The 21930-nt window shown below is 44.0% G+C and carries 21 protein-coding genes and 1 riboswitch; of the genes, 20 read left to right on the top strand and 1 reads right to left on the bottom strand.

The genetic code is table 11. The annotated features are described in order from the left end of the window. The 13 genes from scpB to ACG95_RS06565 form a co-directional block, all read left to right on the top strand. Positions 1–534 (top strand): SMC-Scp complex subunit ScpB (scpB, locus tag ACG95_RS06625; protein ID WP_237756467.1); only part of this gene is annotated, 534 nt, incomplete at its 5' end. Further along, positions 534–1250, top strand: coding sequence for a pseudouridine synthase (locus ACG95_RS06620; RefSeq protein WP_047999772.1), 717 nt, complete (start codon positions 534–536; stop codon positions 1248–1250). The genes scpB and ACG95_RS06620, both read left to right, overlap by 1 nt. A gap of 55 nt (positions 1251–1305) precedes the next feature. After that, positions 1306–1427: riboswitch (FMN riboswitch) on the top strand. A gap of 122 nt (positions 1428–1549) precedes the next feature. After that, positions 1550–2134: an ECF transporter S component gene (locus ACG95_RS06615; protein ID WP_047999771.1), complete on the top strand. Its 585-nt coding sequence runs from the start codon at positions 1550–1552 to the stop codon at positions 2132–2134. 102 nt (positions 2135–2236) lie between these two features. Then, the gene (locus ACG95_RS06610) at positions 2237–3286 is read left to right on the top strand and encodes a YpbB family protein (RefSeq protein ID WP_047999770.1); all 1050 of its coding nucleotides are present in this window, start codon (positions 2237–2239) and stop codon (positions 3284–3286) included. Then, a complete protein-coding gene (locus ACG95_RS06605) occupies positions 3283–4722 on the top strand; it encodes a RecQ family ATP-dependent DNA helicase (protein ID WP_047999769.1) in 1440 nt (479 codons plus the stop codon). The genes ACG95_RS06610 and ACG95_RS06605 overlap by 4 nt, the downstream gene beginning before the upstream one ends. Positions 4723–4783: 61 nt before the next feature. Then, entirely contained in the window at positions 4784–5410 is a 627-nt protein-coding gene (locus ACG95_RS06600) for a LysM peptidoglycan-binding domain-containing protein (RefSeq protein WP_047999768.1), read from the top strand. A 33-nt stretch (positions 5411–5443) separates the two neighbouring features. Further along, complete coding sequence (gene cmk, locus ACG95_RS06595; RefSeq protein ID WP_047999767.1) at positions 5444–6130, top strand: (d)CMP kinase; 687 nt, start codon at positions 5444–5446, stop codon at positions 6128–6130. An 89-nt stretch (positions 6131–6219) separates the two neighbouring features. Then, entirely contained in the window at positions 6220–7458 is a 1239-nt protein-coding gene (rpsA, locus tag ACG95_RS06590) for a 30S ribosomal protein S1 (protein ID WP_173425511.1), read from the top strand. Between the two features lie 208 nt (positions 7459–7666). Then, entirely contained in the window at positions 7667–8977 is a 1311-nt protein-coding gene (gene der / locus ACG95_RS06585) for a ribosome biogenesis GTPase Der (RefSeq protein WP_047999766.1), read from the top strand. 245 nt (positions 8978–9222) lie between these two features. Beyond that, positions 9223–9498: an HU family DNA-binding protein gene (locus tag ACG95_RS06580; RefSeq protein WP_003640587.1), complete on the top strand. Its 276-nt coding sequence runs from the start codon at positions 9223–9225 to the stop codon at positions 9496–9498. A 233-nt stretch (positions 9499–9731) separates the two neighbouring features. Then, a complete protein-coding gene (locus tag ACG95_RS06575; RefSeq protein WP_047999765.1) occupies positions 9732–11000 on the top strand; it encodes a tetratricopeptide repeat protein in 1269 nt (422 codons plus the stop codon). Between the two features lie 62 nt (positions 11001–11062). Beyond that, the gene (locus tag ACG95_RS06570) at positions 11063–11860 is read left to right on the top strand and encodes a Cof-type HAD-IIB family hydrolase (RefSeq protein ID WP_047999764.1); all 798 of its coding nucleotides are present in this window, start codon (positions 11063–11065) and stop codon (positions 11858–11860) included. Between the two features lie 380 nt (positions 11861–12240). Continuing rightward, on the top strand, positions 12241–12744 hold the full coding sequence (locus tag ACG95_RS06565; protein ID WP_047999763.1) for a hypothetical protein: 504 nt from the start codon (positions 12241–12243) through the stop codon (positions 12742–12744). A 216-nt stretch (positions 12745–12960) separates the two neighbouring features. Here ACG95_RS06565 and ACG95_RS13985 read toward each other — a convergent pair whose 3' ends face one another. Next, complete coding sequence (locus ACG95_RS13985; RefSeq protein ID WP_160300361.1) at positions 12961–13536, bottom strand: TetR/AcrR family transcriptional regulator; 576 nt, start codon at positions 13534–13536, stop codon at positions 12961–12963. Between the two features lie 160 nt (positions 13537–13696). Here ACG95_RS13985 and ACG95_RS06555 point away from each other — a divergent pair, with 160 nt between their 5' ends. The 7 genes from ACG95_RS06555 to ACG95_RS06525 all read left to right on the top strand — a co-directional run bounded on the left by ACG95_RS06555 (position 13697) and on the right by ACG95_RS06525 (position 21928). Further along, entirely contained in the window at positions 13697–15202 is a 1506-nt protein-coding gene (locus tag ACG95_RS06555) for a DHA2 family efflux MFS transporter permease subunit (RefSeq protein WP_047999762.1), read from the top strand. A gap of 4 nt (positions 15203–15206) precedes the next feature. Next, positions 15207–15938 carry a DUF4811 domain-containing protein gene (locus ACG95_RS06550; protein WP_047999761.1) on the top strand — a complete coding sequence of 244 codons (732 nt, stop codon included), beginning with the start codon at positions 15207–15209 and terminating at the stop codon, positions 15936–15938. Positions 15939–16246: 308 nt separating this feature from the next. Then, a complete protein-coding gene (locus ACG95_RS06545; protein WP_047999760.1) occupies positions 16247–16639 on the top strand; it encodes a DUF1398 family protein in 393 nt (130 codons plus the stop codon). A gap of 127 nt (positions 16640–16766) precedes the next feature. Continuing rightward, positions 16767–17552 (top strand): 4-hydroxy-tetrahydrodipicolinate reductase, encoded by a 786-nt coding sequence (gene dapB, locus ACG95_RS06540; RefSeq protein WP_047999759.1) that lies wholly within the window; start codon positions 16767–16769, stop codon positions 17550–17552. Further along, positions 17549–18772 (top strand): CCA tRNA nucleotidyltransferase, encoded by a 1224-nt coding sequence (locus ACG95_RS06535; protein ID WP_047999758.1) that lies wholly within the window; start codon positions 17549–17551, stop codon positions 18770–18772. The genes dapB and ACG95_RS06535 overlap by 4 nt, the downstream gene beginning before the upstream one ends. A gap of 56 nt (positions 18773–18828) precedes the next feature. Then, positions 18829–19284 (top strand): hypothetical protein, encoded by a 456-nt coding sequence (locus ACG95_RS06530; RefSeq protein WP_047999757.1) that lies wholly within the window; start codon positions 18829–18831, stop codon positions 19282–19284. A 730-nt stretch (positions 19285–20014) separates the two neighbouring features. Then, positions 20015–21928, top strand: a complete 1914-nt coding sequence (locus ACG95_RS06525) for an ABC-F family ATP-binding cassette domain-containing protein (protein ID WP_047999756.1) — start codon at positions 20015–20017, stop codon at positions 21926–21928. Positions 21929–21930 lie beyond the last annotated feature (2 nt).

Genomic DNA, 21930 nt, shown 5'->3' with positions numbered 1-21930 from the left:
GAGATTGAACATGCGACCGGTTTTGCTAAACCCGCCATTACAACGATGCTAACGAGTTTAGCAACGAAGTATGATCAAGATGATGAGAGTGCGCTAACGGTGCTGTCAACGGCTAATACTTATCGATTAGCGACTAAGGCAACGGTGGCCCCCGTCTTAAAACGGTATTTTGAAGCACCGTTAACAACGAACCTCTCACAGGCTTCATTGGAAGTGCTGGCAATCATTGCGTATCGACAACCACTAACGCGGATTGAAATTGATGAAATTCGTGGGGTCCACAGTGGCTCAACGATTCAAAAATTGGTATTGCGACAGTTAGTTACCGAAACGGGACGTTTGAGTGAACCTGGTCGGCCGATTTTATATGGGACGACGGAGTTTTTCTTAGATTACTTTGGGCTGAAGTCACTGGATGATTTACCAGCGATTGATTTAGCTGCGCTGAGCGATACCGAACACCCAGCACCAGAAGCAGATTTATTTTTGACGGCTTTTCAGGATAAATTACAAGCAGAACGCGAGGAAAAATAATGGCAGAACGATTACAAAAAGTAATGGCTGAGGCGGGAATCGCTTCACGCCGTAAATCAGAAGTGATGATTACTTCTGGTTACGTGAAAGTCAATGGTAAGACTGTGACCACTCTAGGGTTCAAAGTTGAACCTAGTGACCACGTCGAAGTTGAAGGGGTTCCATTAAACGCCGAAAAATTGGTTTATTACTTATTTTATAAACCACGCGGGGTTGTTACGACGGTGGACGATGAAAAAGGCCGTAAAACGGTAATGGACTTCTTTAAAGACGTTCCGGAACGGATCTATCCAGTCGGTCGCTTAGACTATGATACTTCTGGTCTGTTAATTATGACCAACGATGGGGCACTTGCCAACCGGTTGACCCATCCGAAGTATGAAGTGAAGAAGACCTATTTGGCAAAGGTTGAAGGCGTTCCAACTAACGCTGACTTACGTCAATTACGGTTAGGTGTTGAGATTGACGGTCGTAAAACGGCGCCTGCTAAGTCTAACTTGTTAGATAGTGATCATAAGAAAAAGAATGCTTTGGTCCAATTGACGATTCATGAAGGTCATAATCACCAAGTGAAAAATATGTTGGCAGCCGTGGGGCATCCCGTAACTAAGTTGAGACGAGAACGATACGGTGTCTTGGATTTGCAGAGTTTACAACCTGGCGAATACCGGAAATTAAAGCCACTTGAAATTAGTAAGTTAAAAGGTGAACGATAGCGCTTGCAATTTTAGTGGTTTGCCGTTAGAATATAACTGTAAAAATAAATAATTGGTTCATCTTCAGGGCAGGGTGTAATTCCCGACCGGCGGTAATAACCCGCGACCTATGTTTAGGCATAGTGATTTGGTGCGATTCCAAAGTCGACAGTAAAGTCTGGTATAAAGAAGATCGAGCTTATTTGCTGAACGTTGCAAGTAAGACCGCCCGGATGACAAAGTGTGTTATTGGACGGTCTTTTTTTGTGAAAAAGTGGCAATGAGGTTCATTGAAGATGACCCATAGGAGGGTACGTTTTATGCAACATACAACGTTACACCGACTAGTGGGCATAGCCTTACTCGGTGCTTGTGCGTATATTTTAATGTTACTGGAGTTTCCAATCTTACCGGTAGCGCCATGGATGAAGATTGATTTTTCGGATATTCCGATTCTAATTGGTCTATTTCTTTTTGGGATGGGTGGGGCCTTTGTGATCACCCTGATCAAGTTGGTGCTCCATTCGGCCATGCTCGGATTCGCGGTTTATGATTTGATTGGCTCACTGGCCAGCTTCTTGGGTTCAGCGGTACTGATCATTGTCTTTGCATTGATCCTACGTTACTACCATGGTAATCCTAAGTGGCGGATGCCACTTGCGATTGGTCTAGCGACTTTGGGACTAGTAGTGGTGGAGTCGTTAGCTAACGTAACATTTGTACTGCCATTCTATTTGCAAGTTATGGGTATGAAGCTGAGCATGTCAATGAACACATTGGTATTAGTTGCGGTAATTCCGTTTAACCTGATCAAAGGATTACTGGTTGGCGGTGTCTTCTGGCTAGTTTACCAACGACTAGCAAAATGGCTGGGTGATCACAACCAGTTAATGAGTCGAATTTAAACGATTATCATGAGGAGCTTCACTAATTGCGTAATTGCTTAGTGAAGCCCTTTTTATTTGGCATCGCATGTGCTATGCTACAAAAATTAAAGGGGTGACAACGTGCTAGCAGACTATGTGTTATTACTATTCAGTACCACACCGCGCCGGGCAAAAGGAGTCTTCAACGTGTTACGCGGTCGGCGGACAGTTTCAACCCTGTTTGCAGGCTTAACGGCTAACTGTCTGGAATTGTTAGATAGTTGGCATGGTGTCGATTTAGAAACCTTGATGGCTGTAGTAGCGACGCTTGAAGCTGATCAATTGCTAGTTAGTACAACGGAAGGTAGCTGGCAATTAACGCTGGCTGGCCAGAAACGGCAGCAACAGTTGCAAACGACACTATATCAACCCCAAGCCTTTCAAGCCTTTCAGACGATTGATGTCCGGCGTTTTGAGCGAGTGAGTCAGCTGGCGTTACAAGTTATTTCTGAAGGTGCTCACGCAGAGAAACGGTATTATCCGGTAACTTCTGATCCGGGTGTTCAAGCGACGGTTAAACAGTGGTTGCGGTCATCTCGTCAACCGATGACTGTACTTGGAAAACGGTTGTATGAGACGCTGAACGACTTTTTGACCACCCTCGACTCAGACCTAGCGACTATTTTTGTCATGGGTTTGACGGGCTATCAACTACCAGGTCGGACGGATCAACAGTTAGCGGAGCAATTTGACCGGCAACCATTGGAAATATGGATGATCCGAAAAGACCTGATGTGTCAGTGGGTATTGTGGATACAACAGCATCAAACGGAGCCACTGTGGCCGTTACTGGCACCCTTGATTCAAGCTACTGCAATCAGTCAAAGTGCTTGGCAGACGTACCAGACGTTTTTACAGCAACCGGATGTCCAAGTGATTGCACGGCAACGGAAGCTCAAGCTCAGTACTGTTCGTGAACACTTATTAGAAACCGCAATTTTAATGCCAGATTTTCCGTTTGAACGGTTATTATCATCAGCAGTAGTAACCCAGTTAACGACGATCTTTCAAGAGCAGTCGGATGTTGCTAGCTGGCAATTTCAACAGGCTCAAGATCAGTTGCCAGAACTGGATTTCTTCTGGTTTCGATTGTTTCAAATTATGCGATGTCGACAGGAGGTGTCAGCATGACGGATGCCGAGTTGTATCACTTATTGAAGGTTAAATATGGTTTTGATGAGTTTCGGCCGGGACAGTTAGCGGTTATTAGTCAACTGTTAGCCGGTGAAGACGTGCTGGCGGTCTTGCCAACTGGAACGGGGAAGTCCTTGATCTATCAATTGGTTGGGACGGTGATGCCTGGTTTAGTTGTGGTTGTATCACCGTTGATTTCACTGATGCAAGATCAAGTGGCGCGGTTGAATTATCAGGGTGAAAAACAGGTAGCAGCGCTGACCTCGCAGTTAGATTACGGGACTAAACAACGCTTGTTGACGAATCTGTCAGCACTTAAATTTCTATTCGTTTCACCGGAGATGCTTAATCAAGAGACCGTGCAAGCAGCATTGCAACAAGTGCCATTGGCGTTGTTAGTCATCGATGAGGCTCACTGTATTTCAACTTGGGGCCCTGATTTTCGTCCGGACTACCGGGCACTTGGAGAGATGCGTCAGCAGTTGGGGGCACCGCGAACACTGATGCTGACGGCAACCGCTACTGAACAAGTGCGCCAAGATATTTTGACACAGTTACGAGTTCCTAATGCTCAGCAGATCTGCTATTCAGTAGATCGTCCGAATATCTACTTAGGGGTTCAATCATTGACTGATGAGGCGGCTAAACGTGAGGCGCTGCAGCGATTAGTGACGACGGTATCAGGCCCGGCAATCGTTTACTTTACTTCTAAACGGCAGACGGATCTGATTGCAGAGTGGTTACAATCGACAACGGATTTACGTGTAGCTGCTTATCATGCGGGACTATCAGCTGAGGATCGGTTTAAAATTCAGCAGCAGTTTATGGCGGGACAATTGGATGTTATCTGTGCGACATCAGCATTTGGGATGGGGATCAATAAGGCTGACATTCGAGTCGTTATTCACTATCATTTACCAACCACGTTAGCTGACTACGTTCAGGAAATCGGTCGGGCCGGTCGGGACAGTCAACCGGCACTGGCTGTGATCTTATACGTTCCGGGTGATGAAAATTTGGTTCGGAGTCTGAATGATTTGACGGCAGCAACGCCTAATGAAATTGCTCGTGATCAGCAACGCTTTGAACACCAGCTGCCACCGACAACGGCAGTTAGTGAAGTTTTGCAGTTTTATTGGCAACGTGGCGTACCTGTTGAAACAGTAACTGATTTATTTGGACAACGACAACGAACTAAAGAACGGGAACTAAACGTCCTTATGAACTACGTGAATACACCGACATGTCGTCGGGCGGTTATGTTAGCTTATTTTGATGAGAAGGCACCATCTCATACGGACACTTGTTGCCAGTTGCCAGGAGATGCGTTGCCCTTGTCAGCATTGGGACTAGCAGTGCCGATAGATGTACCAGCTGAACCTTCTGTAACTTGGACCCAGTTGTTAGCTCAATTGTTTTTACCAAATTTTTAAAGAAATCAATTCAGGGTTATGTTACAATATTGGATGAAAGTTTTTTGAGGAGGAACCCCCTATGAGTCAAAAAAATGATAATGAAAAGCCCCAAAAGAATAAACCTTGGGACAAAACTTTTGAAGACGATCGGGATGACTCGGGCAATTTATCGCGGACTCAGAAACGTAAACAGGATAGTAGTAATTCAACGTTAACCACGGTTCTTGTGGTTTTAATTTTGTTGCTCGCTTTAGCACCAATTGGTTATTTTTTGGTGAAAAAGAATTCGCTCAATAATCCGCAACAGACTGAACAAGTTGCTAGTTCCAGCTCGAAAAAATCTAGTAGCGTTGCTGATAGTAAATCTTCATCGGCAGCTGCTAGTAAAAAACGAGCTACTGCGGCGTCTAAAAAAGCGGCCGCTAAGAGTAGTAGCTTAGCATTAGCTAGTTCTAAAGCAGCCAGTTCAAAGGCTGCTGCTAGTTCTGAAACGAGTGCGAGTACTGAGAGCAGCAGTGCTAGCAGTAGTAGTAGCTCCTCAGAATCATCGTCTTCATCTGATACTAAGTACGTCACGGTAGAGGCTGGCCAAGGGGTCTACCGAGTCGCTACGAATGCAGGAATCTCTGTGGATAAGCTCATGCAACTTAATGGTTTATCTTCGACTGAAACGATTTCAGCAGGACAACGGTTACGTGTCCGTTAAAACACGATTTTGGTAGATTGTGAGGTATGATTAATGGCTGAGCAAGCGTTATTACAAGTAGCCATCGACGGGCCGGCTTCAGCTGGTAAGAGTACCGTAGCCAAACTCGTTGCGAAACGGTTTGGCTATATTTATGTGGATACTGGTGCAATGTACCGAGCAGTCACATACTGGGCCATGCAACAAAAGATTGATTTAGCTGATGAAGTTGCTGTGATGGCAGCTATGAAATCACTAAAGATCAGTTTCAAACCAGGTGAGCCGGACCAGTTGGTCTTTGCTAATCAGGAAGATATTACAGCTGCCATTCGGCAACCAGACGTGACTAATAATGTCTCGACGATTGCCGCTTTGCCACGAGTGCGAGAGATCTTAACCGATCAACAACGCGAAATGGCAACGGCTGGTGGGATTGTCATGGATGGCCGTGATATTGGAACAACCGTGTTACCGGACGCTGAAGTGAAGATTTTCTTAGTGGCTTCAGCAGCTGAGCGGGCTCAACGGCGTTATGCCGAAAACATTAAGAAGGGGATCGACACCCCCCTTGCGCAGTTGCAAGCTGAGATCGAATTACGCGATCATAAAGATTCAACGCGCAAAGTGTCACCATTGACCCAAGCAGCGGATGCAATCCTTGTTGATACGACACCTATGTCGATCGATGAAGTGGTCTCAACAATCGCTGAAATAATAAAAAAACAAAGTTCAACAATCTAATTGCATTAACTTAGTGCTTTTAGCTAGCTTTTCATTGCGTTTTCAGCTATGATATACGTTAGAGTTATTGTTGACAGGAGGAAATTTGCATGAGTGAAAACGAAAACAGTCAAGAGAAAAATGAACTTTTAGACGCTTTAAATAGCGTTGAAGAAGTAAACATCGGTGATGTTGTTAAGGGTGAAGTCTTAGCAATTGATGATGACAAACAAGTAATTGTTGGGATCCAAGGTGCCGGTGTTGAAGGGGTTGTTCCTTTCAAAGAATTATCAACATCACGGGTCGATGACGTCAATGAAGCCGCTAAAGTCGGTGATGTATTGGACTTGGTTGTCATTTCTCGGATTGGTAGCGACAAGGAAAACGGCAGTTACTTACTGTCACATCGTCGATTAGAAGCTCGCAAAGTTTGGGACGACGTTGAAAAAGAATACGAAGCAGGTCACACGATCAAAGCTCCAGTAACACAAGTTGTTAAGGGTGGTTTAGTCGTTGACGCTGGCGTTCGTGGCTTTATCCCAGCCTCAATGATTGATGATCATTACGTTGAAGACTTGAACGCTTACAAGGGTCAAGAACTTGAACTTAAAATTATCGAAATCGAACCTAGCGAAAACCGTCTGATCTTATCACACCGTGCTGTTGTTGAAAAGCAACGCGAAGCTCAACGTGAAGAAGCTATGAAGACGCTTGAAGCCGGTGCTGTGGTTGAAGGTAAAGTTGCTCGTTTGACTAACTTTGGTGCCTTCGTTGACCTTGGCGGTATTGATGGTTTGGTTCACGTTTCTGAAATTTCATACGACCGTGTTGAAAAACCAGCTGATGTTTTGAAGGTTGGCGAAGAAGTTACGGTTAAGATCTTATCTGTTGATTTAGATCGCGAACGTGTTTCATTATCAATCAAAGCTACCTTACCAGAACCTTGGGATGGTATTGAAGAAAAAGCGCCACAAGGTGCCGTTCTTGATGGTAAAGTAAAACGTTTGACTAGCTTTGGTGCCTTTGTGGAAGTATTCCCTGGCGTTGAAGGTTTAGTTCACATTTCACAAATTTCACACCAACACATCGCAACACCAAATGATGTCTTAAAAGTTGGTCAAGAAATTAAGGTTAAGGTTTTAGATGTTCGTCCTGATGAAAAGCGTTTAGCTTTATCAATCAAAGCTTTGGAAGAAAAGCCAGAAGCTGCTGAAGACGACAACAATGAAAGCCAACCAGAACGTCGCGCTGCTGCTCCCGTCGTCGTAACAATAACCGGGGCGACAACCGGACTGCTAGCGAACGTTCAACGGCAAACGCCCCAGAAGAATCAACTGGATTTACTTTAGCTGATTTGATCGGTGACGAATTGAAGAACGCTGAAAGCAACAATGATGAAAACTAATCATTGATTGATTAAAAATACCCTTCAAGCTTGCCTTGAAGGATATTTTTTTAGGATTTTTAAGCTTAGTTAGGTTGGGCCATGGTCCAACTTAGCAACACACGGCTAACGACCGTTTATGTCGTTACGTCTGTGGTAAAGGAGGAATTAGCATGGCAAAACCAGTTGTCGCCATTGTTGGGCGACCAAACGTTGGTAAATCAACTATCTTTAATCGAATTGCTGGTGAACGAATCTCAATTGTTGAAGATACGCCAGGGGTAACCCGTGACCGTATCTACGCGAATAGTGAGTGGCTCGGACAGGAATTTAGCTTGATTGATACTGGGGGGATCGAGATTGATGACGCCCCATTCATTAAGCAGATTACGCAGCAGGCCGAAGTGGCTATTGATGAAGCTGACGTAATCATTTACCTTGTAAGTATGAAGGAAGGCGTTACTGACGCCGATGAACACGTTGCTCAGATTCTTTATCGGTCAGATAAACCGGTTGTTCTTGCTGTTAATAAGGTCGATAACCCTGAACTACGGAGTGAAGTCTATGACTTTTACTCACTCGGTTTTGGCGATCCATTCCCAATTTCAGGTGCGCATGGTTTAGGCTTAGGTGATCTATTAGACGCCGTTGTCAAACACTTCCCTGAAAATACTGGTGATGATGAACCTGGAACGATTCGTTTCAGTTTGATTGGTCGTCCTAACGTTGGTAAGTCATCAATCGTTAACGCTTTATTAGGTGAAGACCGGGTTATCGTTTCGGATGTTGCCGGAACGACTCGTGATGCTATTGATACGAAGTTTACTGATGAAAACGGTGACCGCTTCGTCATGGTTGATACGGCCGGAATTCGTAAAAAGGGTAAAGTGTACGAAAATACGGAACGTTACAGTGTTATGCGGGCGCTTAAGGCGATCGATAACAGTGACGTGGCCCTATTCGTCATTAATGGTGAAGAAGGTATCCGTGAGCAAGATAAGCGGGTTGCTGGCTATGCTCATGAAGCTGGTAAAGGGATTATCATTGTCGTTAACAAGTGGGACTTAGTTAAGAAAGATAACCACACGATGCAAGAGTTTGAAGCTTATATTCGTGATCAATTCGTTTATCTGAGCTATGCACCAATTATCTTTGTTTCAGCAAAAACGAATCAACGATTATCACAATTACCAGAACTCATCAAGACGGTTAACGTCAACCATATGCGTCGAATCCAATCATCCGTCTTAAATGATGTGATTATGGATGCAATTGCGATGAACCCAACGCCTAGTGATAACGGTAAGCGGCTTCGTGTCTACTACGCAACGCAAGTGGCTATTCAGCCACCAACGTTTGTAGTCTTCGTTAATGACCCTGATATGATGCATTTTTCATATGAACGCTTCTTGGAAAATCAAATCCGAAATGCCTTTGATTTCACCGGGACACCGATCCATATGATCGAACGACGTCGTAAGTAGGCTAAAGCGCGTAAAACCGGCATTCTAGCATATTGTTTAACTGATGTAAACGATTATCATCTATTTGCTGGATTTTAGTCAAAAACCCTAAAAAAGCTTGCTATTAAAGCATTCCTATGCTATCTTTGATGAAGAAATGATGCAATATCGTTTCTCTCATTTTTGGACCACTCAAGAATGATCATCTAGATTGATCACGCTAAAACGGGGTCATCTTAACTCTTTAACAGGGAGGTGAAACACACATGGCAAACAAAGCTGAATTAGTTAACAACGTTGCTGCTGCAACTAACTTAACTAAAAAAGACGCAACTGCTGCAGTAGATGCAGTTTTTGCATCAATCCAAGACACTCTTGCAAAGGGTGAAAAGGTTCAACTAATCGGATTTGGTAACTTCGAAGTACGTGAACGTGCTGCTCGTAAGGGCCGTAACCCACAAACTGGTGACGAAATCCAAATTCCAGCAAGCAAAGTACCTGCATTTAAGCCAGGTAAAGCTTTAAAGGATGCAGTTAAATAATTGCAACTAAAGTGCAAGCTTTAGGCCAGTATAACAACCGTTATACTGGCTTTTTTGTTGTCATCTGCGGTATGATAGTATGTCAGGTTATGAATTAGTAATTCACGTTCAGCTACGTTACTAGCATGTTTTAGCTCAGCGTGAAGGTTACTAGGATAACTATCTAATAAATATAATGAACTGCTGATAGTGATTCACAGGAATGCTGCCAGCGGTATTAAAGGATGGGTGTAATGAGTTATTCAGAAAAGATGCTTACGGCACTATCGAATGGGCAAATTGAAACGGCCAATAAGCACTTTGCGTGGGCGTTACGTAAAGATGATGACGACACGTTATACAGCCTTGCGGAAGAACTCTACGGTTTGGGCTTCTTAAAGCAGGCTGAACGCACTTATAAAAAATTATTGGCCAAGTATCCTGAAGAAGATGATCTTCGGACGAGCTTGGCTGATATTGCGATTGATGAAGACGATACGGATTTGGCGCTGAATTATTTAGAGCAAGTCAAGCCGGATTCATCAGCCTACGTTCAAGCGTTGTTAGTTGAAGCTGACTTGTACCAAACACAAGAATTATTCGAAGTTAGCGAACAGAAATTAAAGGAAGCCTACCAATTAGATCCTGATGAACCAATTGTGGAATTTGCGTTGGCTGAATTTTACTTCTTGATTCGGAACTATCATCAAGCGGTCAGTTTCTACCTAGACTTAATTAAACAGGGCCAGGTGGAGATCTCTAAGGTTAATCTCGTTGAACGTCTAGGGGTATCTTACGCGGAAGCTGGGCGTTTTGAACAGGCAGTCGGCTATCTTGAGCAGATTAAACCGATTGATTTAACACCAGACAGTCAGTTTGAATTGGGCTTTACCTATTTACAACTGGGTGAACAACAAAAAGCGATTGATATGTTCAATCAGTTACGTGAACAGGACTCACAGTACGCGTCACTGTATCCATACTTGGCCGAAGCTCAGGAACAGTTGCAACAGCCTGATCAGGCGTTGTTGACGTTACAGGAAGGGCTATCAGTCGATCAGTATAATGAACAGTTGTACTTGAGGACAGCTCGGCTGGCCTTAAAGGCGGACGATCCTGAACTAGCTGAGAAGTATCTGCGTGAAGGTCTCAGCATCGACCCTGATAATTTGACGACGGTGTTGGAATTATCCAACTTGTTAGTACAGCAAGAACGTTACCAAGATAATATCGACTTGCTGGATCAATACTTGCAGAGTAACGAATTTGATCCCCAATTCTATTGGAATTTGGCCGTTTCTAACGACCGGTTGGATCATTTCCAAGCGGCTAAGGATAATTACGAAGCCGCTTATCCGTTCTTTGAACATAACAAGGATTTCTTGAAGCCAGCGATTTACTTCTTCCGTGAAGCGGGTATGATCGAAAGCACGGTAGCAGCGTTGCGGAACTACCTAGCAATCGAACCTGATGACGGTGAGATGGTCGCGATGATGGAAGATTACGAGGAGCAGGGCTACTAGTTGAAAACACTTCCAAGTTTGGTAGAATGGAGTTAATCAAACTAGGTGAGGAGCTTTTTAACGTGAAAGTAGCAATTATTGCCACCGACTTGGACGGGACCTTCTTACGGGATGACCATCAATTTGATCATGACCGTTTCCAAGCACAATTGAACCAGATGAATCAGCAGGGCCAGCACTTTGTGGTTGCCAGTGGGAATCAGTTACAGCACTGTATTGACGTTTTTGACGGCATTACCGGTGAGCTGACTTACGTGGCAGAAAATGGCGGCTTAGTCATTGATAATCACGGTAATGTTTTGGCCGAGAGTTTGATTCCACGAGAGTTGTACCAAGAACTCCTACAGTTTGTTGCGGATGAACCAGCGTTAGTGGGGGCTCAGATTTCGATGTCTGGTAAACGGGCAGCTTATATTCGGCCACAGGATGACAGTGCCATTATGCGCTACTTTCTGAGCCAATTGCAGGTAGTACCGTCACTGATGGCAGTCGATGACCACATCTACAAAGTGACTTTTAGTTGGCAAGATACGGATGCTGATGCGCACGCGGAATTGATCAATCAATATTTTGATGGGCGTTTACGGGCGACGGTCAGTGGTGGCAACGGTCTGGACGTGATTCCGCCACACGTTAATAAGGCGGTCGGGTTGGCTTATTTACAAGATCATTGGCAGGTATCAGCCAGTCAAACGGCGGCGTTTGGCGATAACGGTAACGACTTAGAAATGTTGCGTGAAGCTGATCACAGTTATGCCATGCGCAACAGCATTTTACCGGTCAAGCAGACGGCGGCTAACATCACGGCGCATGACAATAATCATGACGGGGTGCTCAGTACGATTGATACGTTGATCTAGTGAGGTTAATGAATCATATTTAAAGCTATTTGATTAAGGAATCGATTCTTTTGAATTGGTTCCTTTTTGTGTTGGCAATCAAGGCTAGTTCGACTGTATTAGAACTTCAGCGTAAATAGTTTTATATATTACTTGAGTCTAAATGGATGTCGCTTCAAGTAAATGCGAACTGATAGTGTGAAGCTGCTACGGATTTTCATGTCTTAAATGCGTTCGATTTGTGAAAGTTATTTGAATTTGTGTAAAAGCACTTGTTCGTCCGGTGAATGAGTTCATAATAAAGTCGGTTACTTAAAACGAATGGCGTCAGTTTAGAAGACGGATCAATTAGTATATTTGTACTAGTAGGAGTCTAAGTAATAGTTAAAGGAGCTGTGATAATGCAGGGTATTGGGTTGAATGAAATAAGCGTTTTAATAGATCTTAGTGTTTTACTTTATTTACTTATTGCAGGACTCGTTGGGACCTTTGTCATTAGACAATATCATACGAATACCCCGGTTTGGCAATACAAAAAGTATCGAAAGATTAGAGCACAATTTTTAATGGAACCAATTCATAAGAAATATAAATTAACAGTTATGTCCAGACTTGGACGACTTTCAGTATTCATTTTAGTAGTAATGAATTCGGGGCAAGTGCTGATATATGAAGAGACGCCATATTTGGCAACTACTATCGTTGGTGTTGCTTCTCTTGTAATGTGGTTCTGCAGTAATTCATTGAGACGCTATCGACGTACGTATTGGAAAGAAACGGCTTCAAATGAATTTGAACTAGTATCTGCTAGACGATTTCTAATTAGTCAGTTCCTAATTGGTAGCCTCTTAGCTGCGGTAACTATTCAAGTAATTATCTTTAGCGTTTATTTAGGGACAAGTTGATACGAATACTGCATTAATTTATGTCGTGATACCGATTTTTAGGTAGCTGTTCGTTTTGTACAACGATTGCATAGTGCTTTTGTTCTGTTTAGTAACAAAATTTTAGCGGTTAAGTAATTATCAAGCATTGAAAAAACCACCTGAGTTGGATTAATACCAACTCAGGTGGTTTTTTCAATTTATCTAGATGGCTGACATTAGCACCTGGCTGTAATTTTAAGCTAACTTTTCGTTCAAAGTGGGAATGATACCGTGGTCCAACGCTGATTTAAGCAATAGTAATGTTTCAGGCATGCTTAGATCAGCTGGATGCAAGACCCAATTTTTTAAAACGGTAATGACAATGGTGATCAAGGTGTCACGCAGTAGTTTGACTTGGCTTGTTCGTGGCGGTTCATAGATTTGGTTGAACCGGACACTTAATTGACGGGTCATCTTGGTTTCAAAAGTTGGCAGGCTATGTGGACTAAATAATCCTCGTAGAACGGGCGCGTGGCTTTGAAAAAAGTCAGCGATGATCAATAAAGCTTCTTGTGAGTGATCAGCCAGCTGGTTACTTTCAACATGTAGATCGAGTCGTAACGTGTCGATCTCGTCTAAGACCTGCTGTTCAGTCTGTGCTAATAGGTCGTACTTATCTTCAAAGTAGCGGTAAAAAGTACTGCGATCAACGTGAATCGGATCGACGACCTGTTTGACCGTAATCGTATTAAAATCTTGAGTCTGTAAAAGATGTAGCAGACTGTCACTAATCTGTTGGCGTGTGTAGGTCGTTTTTTGTGTGTATGCCAAAATAGCATTGCCTTCTTTCTGACTTGTAATCATAAGCATACATCAAAATAGCACAATTTGTTGAAAATAAGACGTATTGTGCTATTTTGTGCTTCAAGTTAATGGTCTGAATGATTAGAATTGAAAATCGTTCATTGTAAATCATTGGAGGGAATTAGTTTTGAAAAACACACAACATTTAGATATTCACGGTCAGCCTTATCATCGTGGGCTATTATTGACGCTAACGTTGTTTGCGACCTTTGCTGCTGCACTGATGCAGACGTCGTTAGGAACAGCGTTACCACGTTTGATGACGGTCTTTGACATCAACCTGAGTACGGCGCAACAAGCGACGACGTGGTTCTTATTAGCGAATGCGATCATGGTGCCGGTCTCGGCGTCCCTGATCAAACGGTTTTCCGTCCGCAGTTTATCGATGGTCGCTTATGGTTGCTTGATGGTTGGGATTGCGATCTCGGCATTTACGCCCGCTCAAAATTCAATGTGGTTCATGTTCGTTATCGGACGGGTAGTGGCTGCCTTAGCCGTGGGAATCATGTTCCCATTACTGCAGATTATTATTATCAATATCTACGGCAAAAATGAACGCAGTATGGCGATGGGGCTGATGGGCTTAGTTGTCGGGATGGCCCCGGCCTTAGGACCAACTTTGACTGGTTGGATCTTGAATAAGAACCACGTCATCTTAGGCTTTACCTTAACTAATTCATGGCGCAGTATTTTCTACTTACCATTGATCGTGATCGCCATTGCGTTCGTATTGTGTCCGTTCATTATCAAGGACGTCGTTAAACGCGAAAAAGTGACGTTTGATTGGTGGTCCCTGGTGCTTTCAAGTATTGGTTTTGGCCTGTTCCTCATGGGCTTCACGAACGTCTCGGCAAATGGTTGGGGTGACTTGTCAAGTGTGGTCGCGCCGATCGTTGGTGGTGTGATTCTGATTACAATCTTAGTCTACCGGCAGTTACACTTAGAAACACCATTCTTAGATGTCCGGGTCTTCAAGTCACGCCGATTTACGTTGACAACGATCACAATGGTCTTAGCAACGATGGCGATGATGGGCGTCGAAATGATGTTACCGACTTATTTGCAAAATGTTCACCGGTTAACGGCACTCAATTCCGGGTTAGCGTTGTTACCGGGAGCGCTGTTGATGGGCTTGTTCTCGCCAATTGCGGGTAAATTGTATGACGTTGCTGGTATCAAACGGTTAACGATCGCTGGCTTTAGTATTCTGGCTGTCGGGACGCTACCGTTTGCTTATATCGATATGTCGACGTCAACGATGATGATTACCGTCATGTATGCGATTCGGATGGTCGGAATTGCGCTAGTCTTAATGCCATTGACGACGGAAGCGATGGCTGCTTTGCCACTAGCCAAGACGACGGATGGGACTGCCGTGAATAATACGGCACGGCAGATTGCGTCTTCGGTTGGGACAGCTGTACTAACTTCAATTACACAAAATGTGATCAATAATCATGAGCCAAGTCACACGTTAAAACTAGCTGATCCGTTGAAATATGCGGATAAGTACTTGCAGGCTTCCATGGATGGGTTTCAAGTTGCCTTTATCGTTGGTCTGGGTTTCGCCGTTGCCGGAATCATTCTAGCGTTTTGGTTAACGAAAAAATCAACCGTTAAGAAAGGGGCTTAAAATCATGTTAATTTGGATTGTTGTTATTTTAGCTGCGGCCACAGTTGCTAGTATTACGCTGATTTCGGCACGTTTTTGGCGCTGGTCGATCAGTGGTGTTTTATTGGTGGCGTTAGTGGCCAGTTCGGGGATGCTGATTGCTTCAACCAAGTACCATTGGGGCATGCACCAAGTGACAACGGTGGAACACCAGCAGATCTATTCTGCCGGTAGTACGAAGTCACCAGCCGGGCTTTTGATTGCGAAACAGTTAGGAACTAAGTCAGGACGTTACGTGATGGTTTATAAAACTAGCGCTGACGCTACTAAGGCGACGCCACATTTTGTGCCAGACACTAGCGACGTGGTCAATGCGGTTAAAGTACACGCTACTTATCGTCAAGCTGATGTGACGCAAGCGACTGTTAAGATCACGACAACGCACTGGGGTTGGCGTTCAGCTGCGGGTGAATACTGGCTGAAAGTCGGTAAGGCACAGAATCAGTTGATCAGTAAGCATGTCGTAGTGACGGTACCCAAAAAGACTTGGTTAGTCTTGACGGCTGCTCAAGCTAAACAGTTGAGTCAAGTCAAAACGAGTACAGCGCAAGCGCAGCAATTAAAGACAGCCTTGCAGCAACAGCTGGTCGCATACGTGAAGCAGCATCCGCAAGCGTCTAAAGTTGAACAACAACGTTACTTGAAACAAGCGACGGCCGAGCTAACAGTTAAACAGCTACGGGCTGCTTTAAAATAAAAGCTAAGGTTAATTACTTGTCGTAAGTATCAGAGATATAACTTAAAATTAGCAGCTGCTTCAGAATTTTAAATATTCTGAAGCAGCTGCTAATTTTTGTAATAGTTTTAGTGTTGAAATATACGCTATAAGTTATTTGGTGCGGTTTTACTCGGCGACAGGTTGCAATTTCAAAACTGGAATCAGTGTTGATGCCACGGCAATATTTGCAAGCTGATTGTCTGGTTGCTAATTATTTGGCAGTCTTTTTAATGGTTGAAATGACTTAAAGCTGGTAGTTTAGTCTTAAAGCAATTAGGAGGTTAACCATGACACTAAACTACAATGATATTGAAACTGCTGTAAAAGCTGAAGGTGATGCCAGTGGCTTTGCAGCCTTAATGCGCCGTTTTAATGAACTTGGTGTACTTCGATACGATTATTTAGTCGCAGCTGGTCAGTACCGCTACTTTGACGATGACAGCCACGTGGATCTTCAACTGAATGGTGTCCCACAGACGGTAGCCGCTAACGGTGATGCGACTAAAATTAAGGCCGCTGTTCGGGGTGCCCAAGCTGGTGATTTTGACTTTGAGCGTTTCTGTGAGTTGGCAGGAGCTGCGGGTGTCCCACGGTGGACCAGCGATTTAGTCGCTAAGCAAGTCACGTATTATAACAATCAGGATCAGCCGTTGCTAGTTGAGCCGATTCCGGGATTATAAAGCGAATTTAGTCTGAGTTTTGTAGCTAGTTTTTAGGTGACTGAGTTATTTGGCAGGAGTTTCCCTGCATAAGTGGGCCATTGTCTGCTAAAATATAAGTTAGATTAATCTTGAGGAGGAATTTATTGTGGTAAAAGTAATCGTAGCCGGCTATCAGGGCCGCATGGGTAGTACCGCTGTACAAATGGTCATTGATACACCAGATTTTGAATTAGTGGGTGTATATGATGCCCGCAGTACCGACAAAAATTTAGGTGAGAATGAGCATTTTAAGGGTCAAGATGTTCCCGCATTCCACGATTTAACTCAAATTAAAACGGATGCAACGGTGTGGATCGATTTTACGATTCCAACCGCAGTTTACGAAAATGCTAAATTTGCCATCAGCCATGGCATTTCACCTGTTATCGGGACGACTGGGATGACTGATGAACAAGTTGCTGAATTACAAGCATTGGCTAAAGACAAGCAAGTGGGTGGTTTAATCGCTCCTAACTTTGGGATCAGTGCCGTCTTATTGATGCAATTTGCCCAACAAGCTGCTAAGTATATGCCAGACGTTGAAATTATTGAAATGCACCACGATGATAAGATCGACTCACCAAGTGGGACAGCTATCAGTACCGCTAAGAAGATTGCGGAAGTTCGCGAACCTAAGCAACAGGGTAATCCTGACGCAACTGAAACTTTACCAGGTGCCCGGGGTGCTGAATACGAAGGCATGCGGATTCACGCCGTTCGCTTACCTGGTTTGGTTGCTCACGAAGAAGTTATGTTCGGTGGTCCTGGTGAAGGTTTGACGATTCGTCAGGATTCCTTTGATCGAATCTCGTTCATGTCAGGGGTCAAGGTTGCCGTTGAAAAGGTTAACCAGTATCACGAACTCTTCGTCGGTTTGGAGAACTTACTATGATCTTGAGCGAATTGCCGGCTGAGTTTCAGGCGGCAAAACCGGTCATTGATACGATTACGGCGGCCGGCTTTGAGGCGTACTTTGTAGGCGGTTGTGTTCGCGACACGATTTTGGGTAAACCTTTGCATGACGTAGATATTGCAACCAGTGCCTTTCCAGCAGAAGTTAAGAGTCTATTCAAGCGAACGGTCGATACTGGTATCGAACACGGTACGGTGATGATTTTGGATCATGGTAACGGCTATGAAACGACAACTTTTCGGACTGAGTCTGGTTACCAGGATTTTCGCCGACCAGACCAAGTGACGTTTGTGCGCTCACTAAAAGAAGACTTGCAACGGCGTGATTTTACAATCAATGCGCTGGCAATGACGGCGACCGGTGAAGTGATCGACTTGTTCGATGGGTTAGCGGATCTTGATGCGGGTATCTTGCGCGCGGTTGGGGTAGCCGAAGAACGGTTCCACGAAGATGCGTTACGGATGATGCGGGCCGTGCGTTTTGCCAGTCAGCTTGATTTTTCAATTGAATCACAGACGGAACAAGCTGTTGCTGATAATGCCACGTTGTTGACGAAGATCGCGGTTGAACGGACCCGTGTTGAATGGGAAAAGCTCTTGATGGGGCAACACCCTGAACGTGGATTACAGAGCTTGTTAACAACGGGTTTATATCAGTACATGCCAAAGATGGCGGATCAACGGGCGATGTTAGATCAACTGATTGCCTTACCCGCATGGCATTTGCCAACGATTGAAAGTACTTGGACACTGCTAGCATGGCTGATGGATGCAACGGATGAAGCCGCTATTCGCAAGTTGCTAAAGACGTGGAAGACCAGTAATGAACTGATTAACCACGTGCTAGCGGCTATTGAGGCGCTCAGTGCGTTACAAGAACGTGGACAGCTAACTGCTTACGAGAACTTTTCAGCGGGCTTAGCGGCGCTCACAACGGCTAATCAGGTTGCAACGATTCTAGGCTTTGGCCAGGATCAAGCAGTGTTAGAGCAATCCTATGAGGCATTGCCAATTCACGATAAGCACGAATTGGCAATCAACGGTGGCGATTTGGTGCAACAAAAATTGGTGACACCAGGACCAGCGATGGGCACGATTTTAGCCGCGTGTTTACGAGCCGTTGTGGATGGTCAAGTGAATAATCAAACGGACGCTTTGCTTGACTTTGCACGCATGGCAGCGGATACAAAAAACCATTGATATTTTCTATGAATCTGTTACGATTAAGGTGAAACTAATTCAATGAGGTGATATAAATGGAACGTGCATTAGAAGCATTGAAATTTCATTTCCGGAATGGTGATACTTGGACGGTTCACCACCCAGACATTTCTGATTTATGGATTGGCCGGGTAACAACGAGTTATGGCCGGATCAAGGGTGGCAAGATGACGATTATTCATCCATGTCAATCATTCAAGGCAGAGTTTAAGCCAGATGCTGACGCCATTGATCCTGAAACGACGTTGTTGTCATCCGTTTCAAGCGGTATGTTTGAACGGGTCACCCACTATCAAGACATTGAAAAGATTGATATTCTCTTCGGTGATGAACGGGGCAGTGAACAGATTTACTTGCCTTTCAAACCACGTGATGCTGACGGTATCGACAACGTTTATCAGACTAGTGCGATGACCAGTGATGGTAAATTACACTTAGTTGTTGATTACAAACGAACCGTTTTTGATGTTTATGGTGATCATAAAAACTAAATTTAAGTTAAAGTGAACTCCCGAAAAATAACTTTCGGGAGTTTTTTCTGTCGTTATTGATCGAAATGGTTGAAATAGTTCAGTAATGGGTCCCTTGTCCTATATATGATATGTGCGGATTTATCCGCCTACCGGGGTGGTTGGACAACGCTGGAACGCCATGGGCACGATTTTGAGCTCACTAGCACAACCCGCTAGCAATCTCAAAATACTCGGCCTTACACTAACCTGCAAAAACCACTCAGCTAAGTGTAATTTCATGGATGAACGCTGTCAGACTACCCCTCACGGCTAATCAGGCCTCAAATATTAATAATGTTTTACCTAGATTTAAATTGCTTGATTATTATTTCAAAAAATTAGCTGACAATTGTTTCGCGATCGCCAGTCAGTTTTTTGGGGGGATATATTCTGTTTAACGAAAAAATTGTATACTATTCTGAATTTTGGAATCATGATCAGTCAGTTTAAAAATTAGGTGCGCACATAACTGTCTTTGACTAATATCTAGCCGTGAGGGGTATTCTAACATTGGCAGGACATCCTGGTAGGCAAAATAGGTAGCGTGGTTACCTAGATGAGTTCAATTAGCACAAGGTGTAACTAAATAAATCCGATTAAGAAAATTTTAACCGTGATAACGCATCTTAATGGACGTTTGTCAGTTGTTTTTTACTTGATTTCTAGCTAAGATAGAACTAATGATGTAAAAAAAGGGTGGATCGTAAACATGCAAACTTTAAGAGCAGAAAATCTGACCCGAACTTATGGTGAGAAAACCTTATTTCACGATATTTCGTTTATCGTCAATGAACATGATCGTATTGGGGTCATTGGGGTTAACGGGTCCGGGAAAACTAATTTACTGGACGTGTTAGCAGGCGTGACCGCACCAGAAGACGGTCAACTAGTGACACCAAAGAATTATACAATTGGTTATTTAAAACAACGGCCAGAATTAGATCAAGACTTGACGGTGATCGATGCCGTCTTAGCTGGGAGTCAGCAAGTCTTTCGTACGATTCGACACTATGAACAGACGTTAGCAGCTTACGCGGATCGTCCAGAAGATTCAGCAACTCAACAAGCCTACGTTGATGCGGAAGCACGGATGAACCAAGAAGATGCGTGGACGGTTGAAAGTGACGTTAAGACGATCTTAACGCAGTTGCACATTACTGATTTGACCCAGACGGTTAAAAATATGTCTGGGGGCCAACAGAAGCGGGTCGGATTGGCGCAAGTTTTGATTCAGTCACCCGATTTATTGCTGTTGGACGAACCGACCAACCACTTGGATTTCGATTCTATCGAATGGTTGGAGAATTATTTGACCAGTTATAAGGGTGCTTTAATCGTTGTAACTCATGATCGGTACTTCTTAGACCAAGTGGCTAACCAGATGTTTGAACTCTCATTTGGTGAATTGCATAAATATACGGGTAACTACCAAGCATTCGTGCAAGCTAAGGCTGAACGGGTGGCCCGTGATATTTCAGCAGAACACAAGCAACAGCAGTTATATAAAAAAGAATTGGCTTGGATGCGTGCTGGGGCGCCTGCTCGTAGCACGAAGCAACAGGGCCGAATCAACCGCTTCAACGATTTGAAGGATAATCTGAATACGTTGCAAGTTGACGGTGACGTCGATATTTCACTGGGACAACAACGTTTAGGTAAAAAAGTTATTGAATTGAAAGATGCTAGCTTACAATTTGAGCAGCAGACGATTTTAGACGACTTTTCAATGTTGATCCAAGCTAATGATCGGATCGGGATTACCGGGGTCAACGGTGCCGGTAAATCGAGTCTATTGAATGTGATTGCCGGCAAATTGCCCCTAGACAGCGGGACGGTCACAATCGGTGAGACCGTTAAATTAGGTTATTACACGCAACAGACGGAACCGATCCCAGGTGATCAACGGATCGTTAACTACTTACAGACGGTTGGTGAAACGGTTCTCAATAAGCAGGGCGAACACGTTTCCGTAACTGAGTTGCTGGAAGAATTCTTGTTCCCACGTTCAATGCACGGAACCCTTATCCGTAAATTATCGGGTGGCGAACAACGACGACTCTACTTACTGAAGCTACTGATGCAACAGCCAAATGTCTTGTTATTGGATGAACCAACCAACGATTTGGATATCGGGACGTTGACCGTTTTGGAAAACTACTTGGATAATTTTGCAGGGACCGTCATTACCGTTTCCCATGACCGTTACTTCCTAGACAAGGTCGGAACCAAACTATTGATCTTTGATGGTCAAGGTCACATTGAACGGTATTCAGGACGCTTCTCAAGTTATTTGAAGGATCAAAAGACGGCCATTAAGGCGGATGCGACTGAGACTAAAGCAACCAAAGAAAAAGCCGTTGCTGAAGACGCAGCCGAACCAGCTGCTAAACAAGCTAAGGAAAAGGTCAAACTGACCTACGCTGAACAGCTCGAATATGACAAAATCGAAGGTCTAATTGAAGAGCTCGATCAGCATAAGGGCGAACTTGAAGAAGCGATGGCCGCTAACGCCAGTGACTATGGTAAGTTAGCTGACTTACAAAAAGAATTAACTGAGACTGAAACTCAGATTGATGAGAAGATGGATCGTTGGGATTATTTGAGTCAATACGCACAAGCCTGAAA

The sequence above is a fragment of the Lactiplantibacillus herbarum genome (genome assembly GCF_001039045.1).
Lineage (GTDB): Bacteria > Bacillota > Bacilli > Lactobacillales > Lactobacillaceae > Lactiplantibacillus > Lactiplantibacillus herbarum.
Note: the sequence above shows the minus strand (reverse complement) of the source record. Positions and strands in the feature narration are given on the sequence as shown.

What these genes read in the sequence shown, in the direction of transcription:
- ACG95_RS06615 (WP_047999771.1), top strand. Translation starts at nt 1,550, where the DNA reads ATGCAACATACAACGTTACACCGACTAGTGGGCATAGCCTTACTCGGT.
- rpsA (WP_173425511.1), top strand. Translation starts at nt 6,220, where the DNA reads ATGAGTGAAAACGAAAACAGTCAAGAGAAAAATGAACTTTTAGACGCT.
- ACG95_RS06535 (WP_047999758.1), top strand. Translation starts at nt 17,549, where the DNA reads ATGATCTTGAGCGAATTGCCGGCTGAGTTTCAGGCGGCAAAACCGGTC.
- ACG95_RS06550 (WP_047999761.1), top strand. Translation starts at nt 15,207, where the DNA reads ATGTTAATTTGGATTGTTGTTATTTTAGCTGCGGCCACAGTTGCTAGT.
- ACG95_RS06575 (WP_047999765.1), top strand. Translation starts at nt 9,732, where the DNA reads ATGAGTTATTCAGAAAAGATGCTTACGGCACTATCGAATGGGCAAATT.
- ACG95_RS06525 (WP_047999756.1), top strand. Translation starts at nt 20,015, where the DNA reads ATGCAAACTTTAAGAGCAGAAAATCTGACCCGAACTTATGGTGAGAAA.
- cmk (WP_047999767.1), top strand. Translation starts at nt 5,444, where the DNA reads ATGGCTGAGCAAGCGTTATTACAAGTAGCCATCGACGGGCCGGCTTCA.
- ACG95_RS06530 (WP_047999757.1), top strand. Translation starts at nt 18,829, where the DNA reads ATGGAACGTGCATTAGAAGCATTGAAATTTCATTTCCGGAATGGTGAT.
- ACG95_RS06545 (WP_047999760.1), top strand. Translation starts at nt 16,247, where the DNA reads ATGACACTAAACTACAATGATATTGAAACTGCTGTAAAAGCTGAAGGT.
- ACG95_RS06605 (WP_047999769.1), top strand. Translation starts at nt 3,283, where the DNA reads ATGACGGATGCCGAGTTGTATCACTTATTGAAGGTTAAATATGGTTTT.
- ACG95_RS06600 (WP_047999768.1), top strand. Translation starts at nt 4,784, where the DNA reads ATGAGTCAAAAAAATGATAATGAAAAGCCCCAAAAGAATAAACCTTGG.
- ACG95_RS06580 (WP_003640587.1), top strand. Translation starts at nt 9,223, where the DNA reads ATGGCAAACAAAGCTGAATTAGTTAACAACGTTGCTGCTGCAACTAAC.
- ACG95_RS06620 (WP_047999772.1), top strand. Translation starts at nt 534, where the DNA reads ATGGCAGAACGATTACAAAAAGTAATGGCTGAGGCGGGAATCGCTTCA.
- der (WP_047999766.1), top strand. Translation starts at nt 7,667, where the DNA reads ATGGCAAAACCAGTTGTCGCCATTGTTGGGCGACCAAACGTTGGTAAA.
- ACG95_RS06565 (WP_047999763.1), top strand. Translation starts at nt 12,241, where the DNA reads ATGCAGGGTATTGGGTTGAATGAAATAAGCGTTTTAATAGATCTTAGT.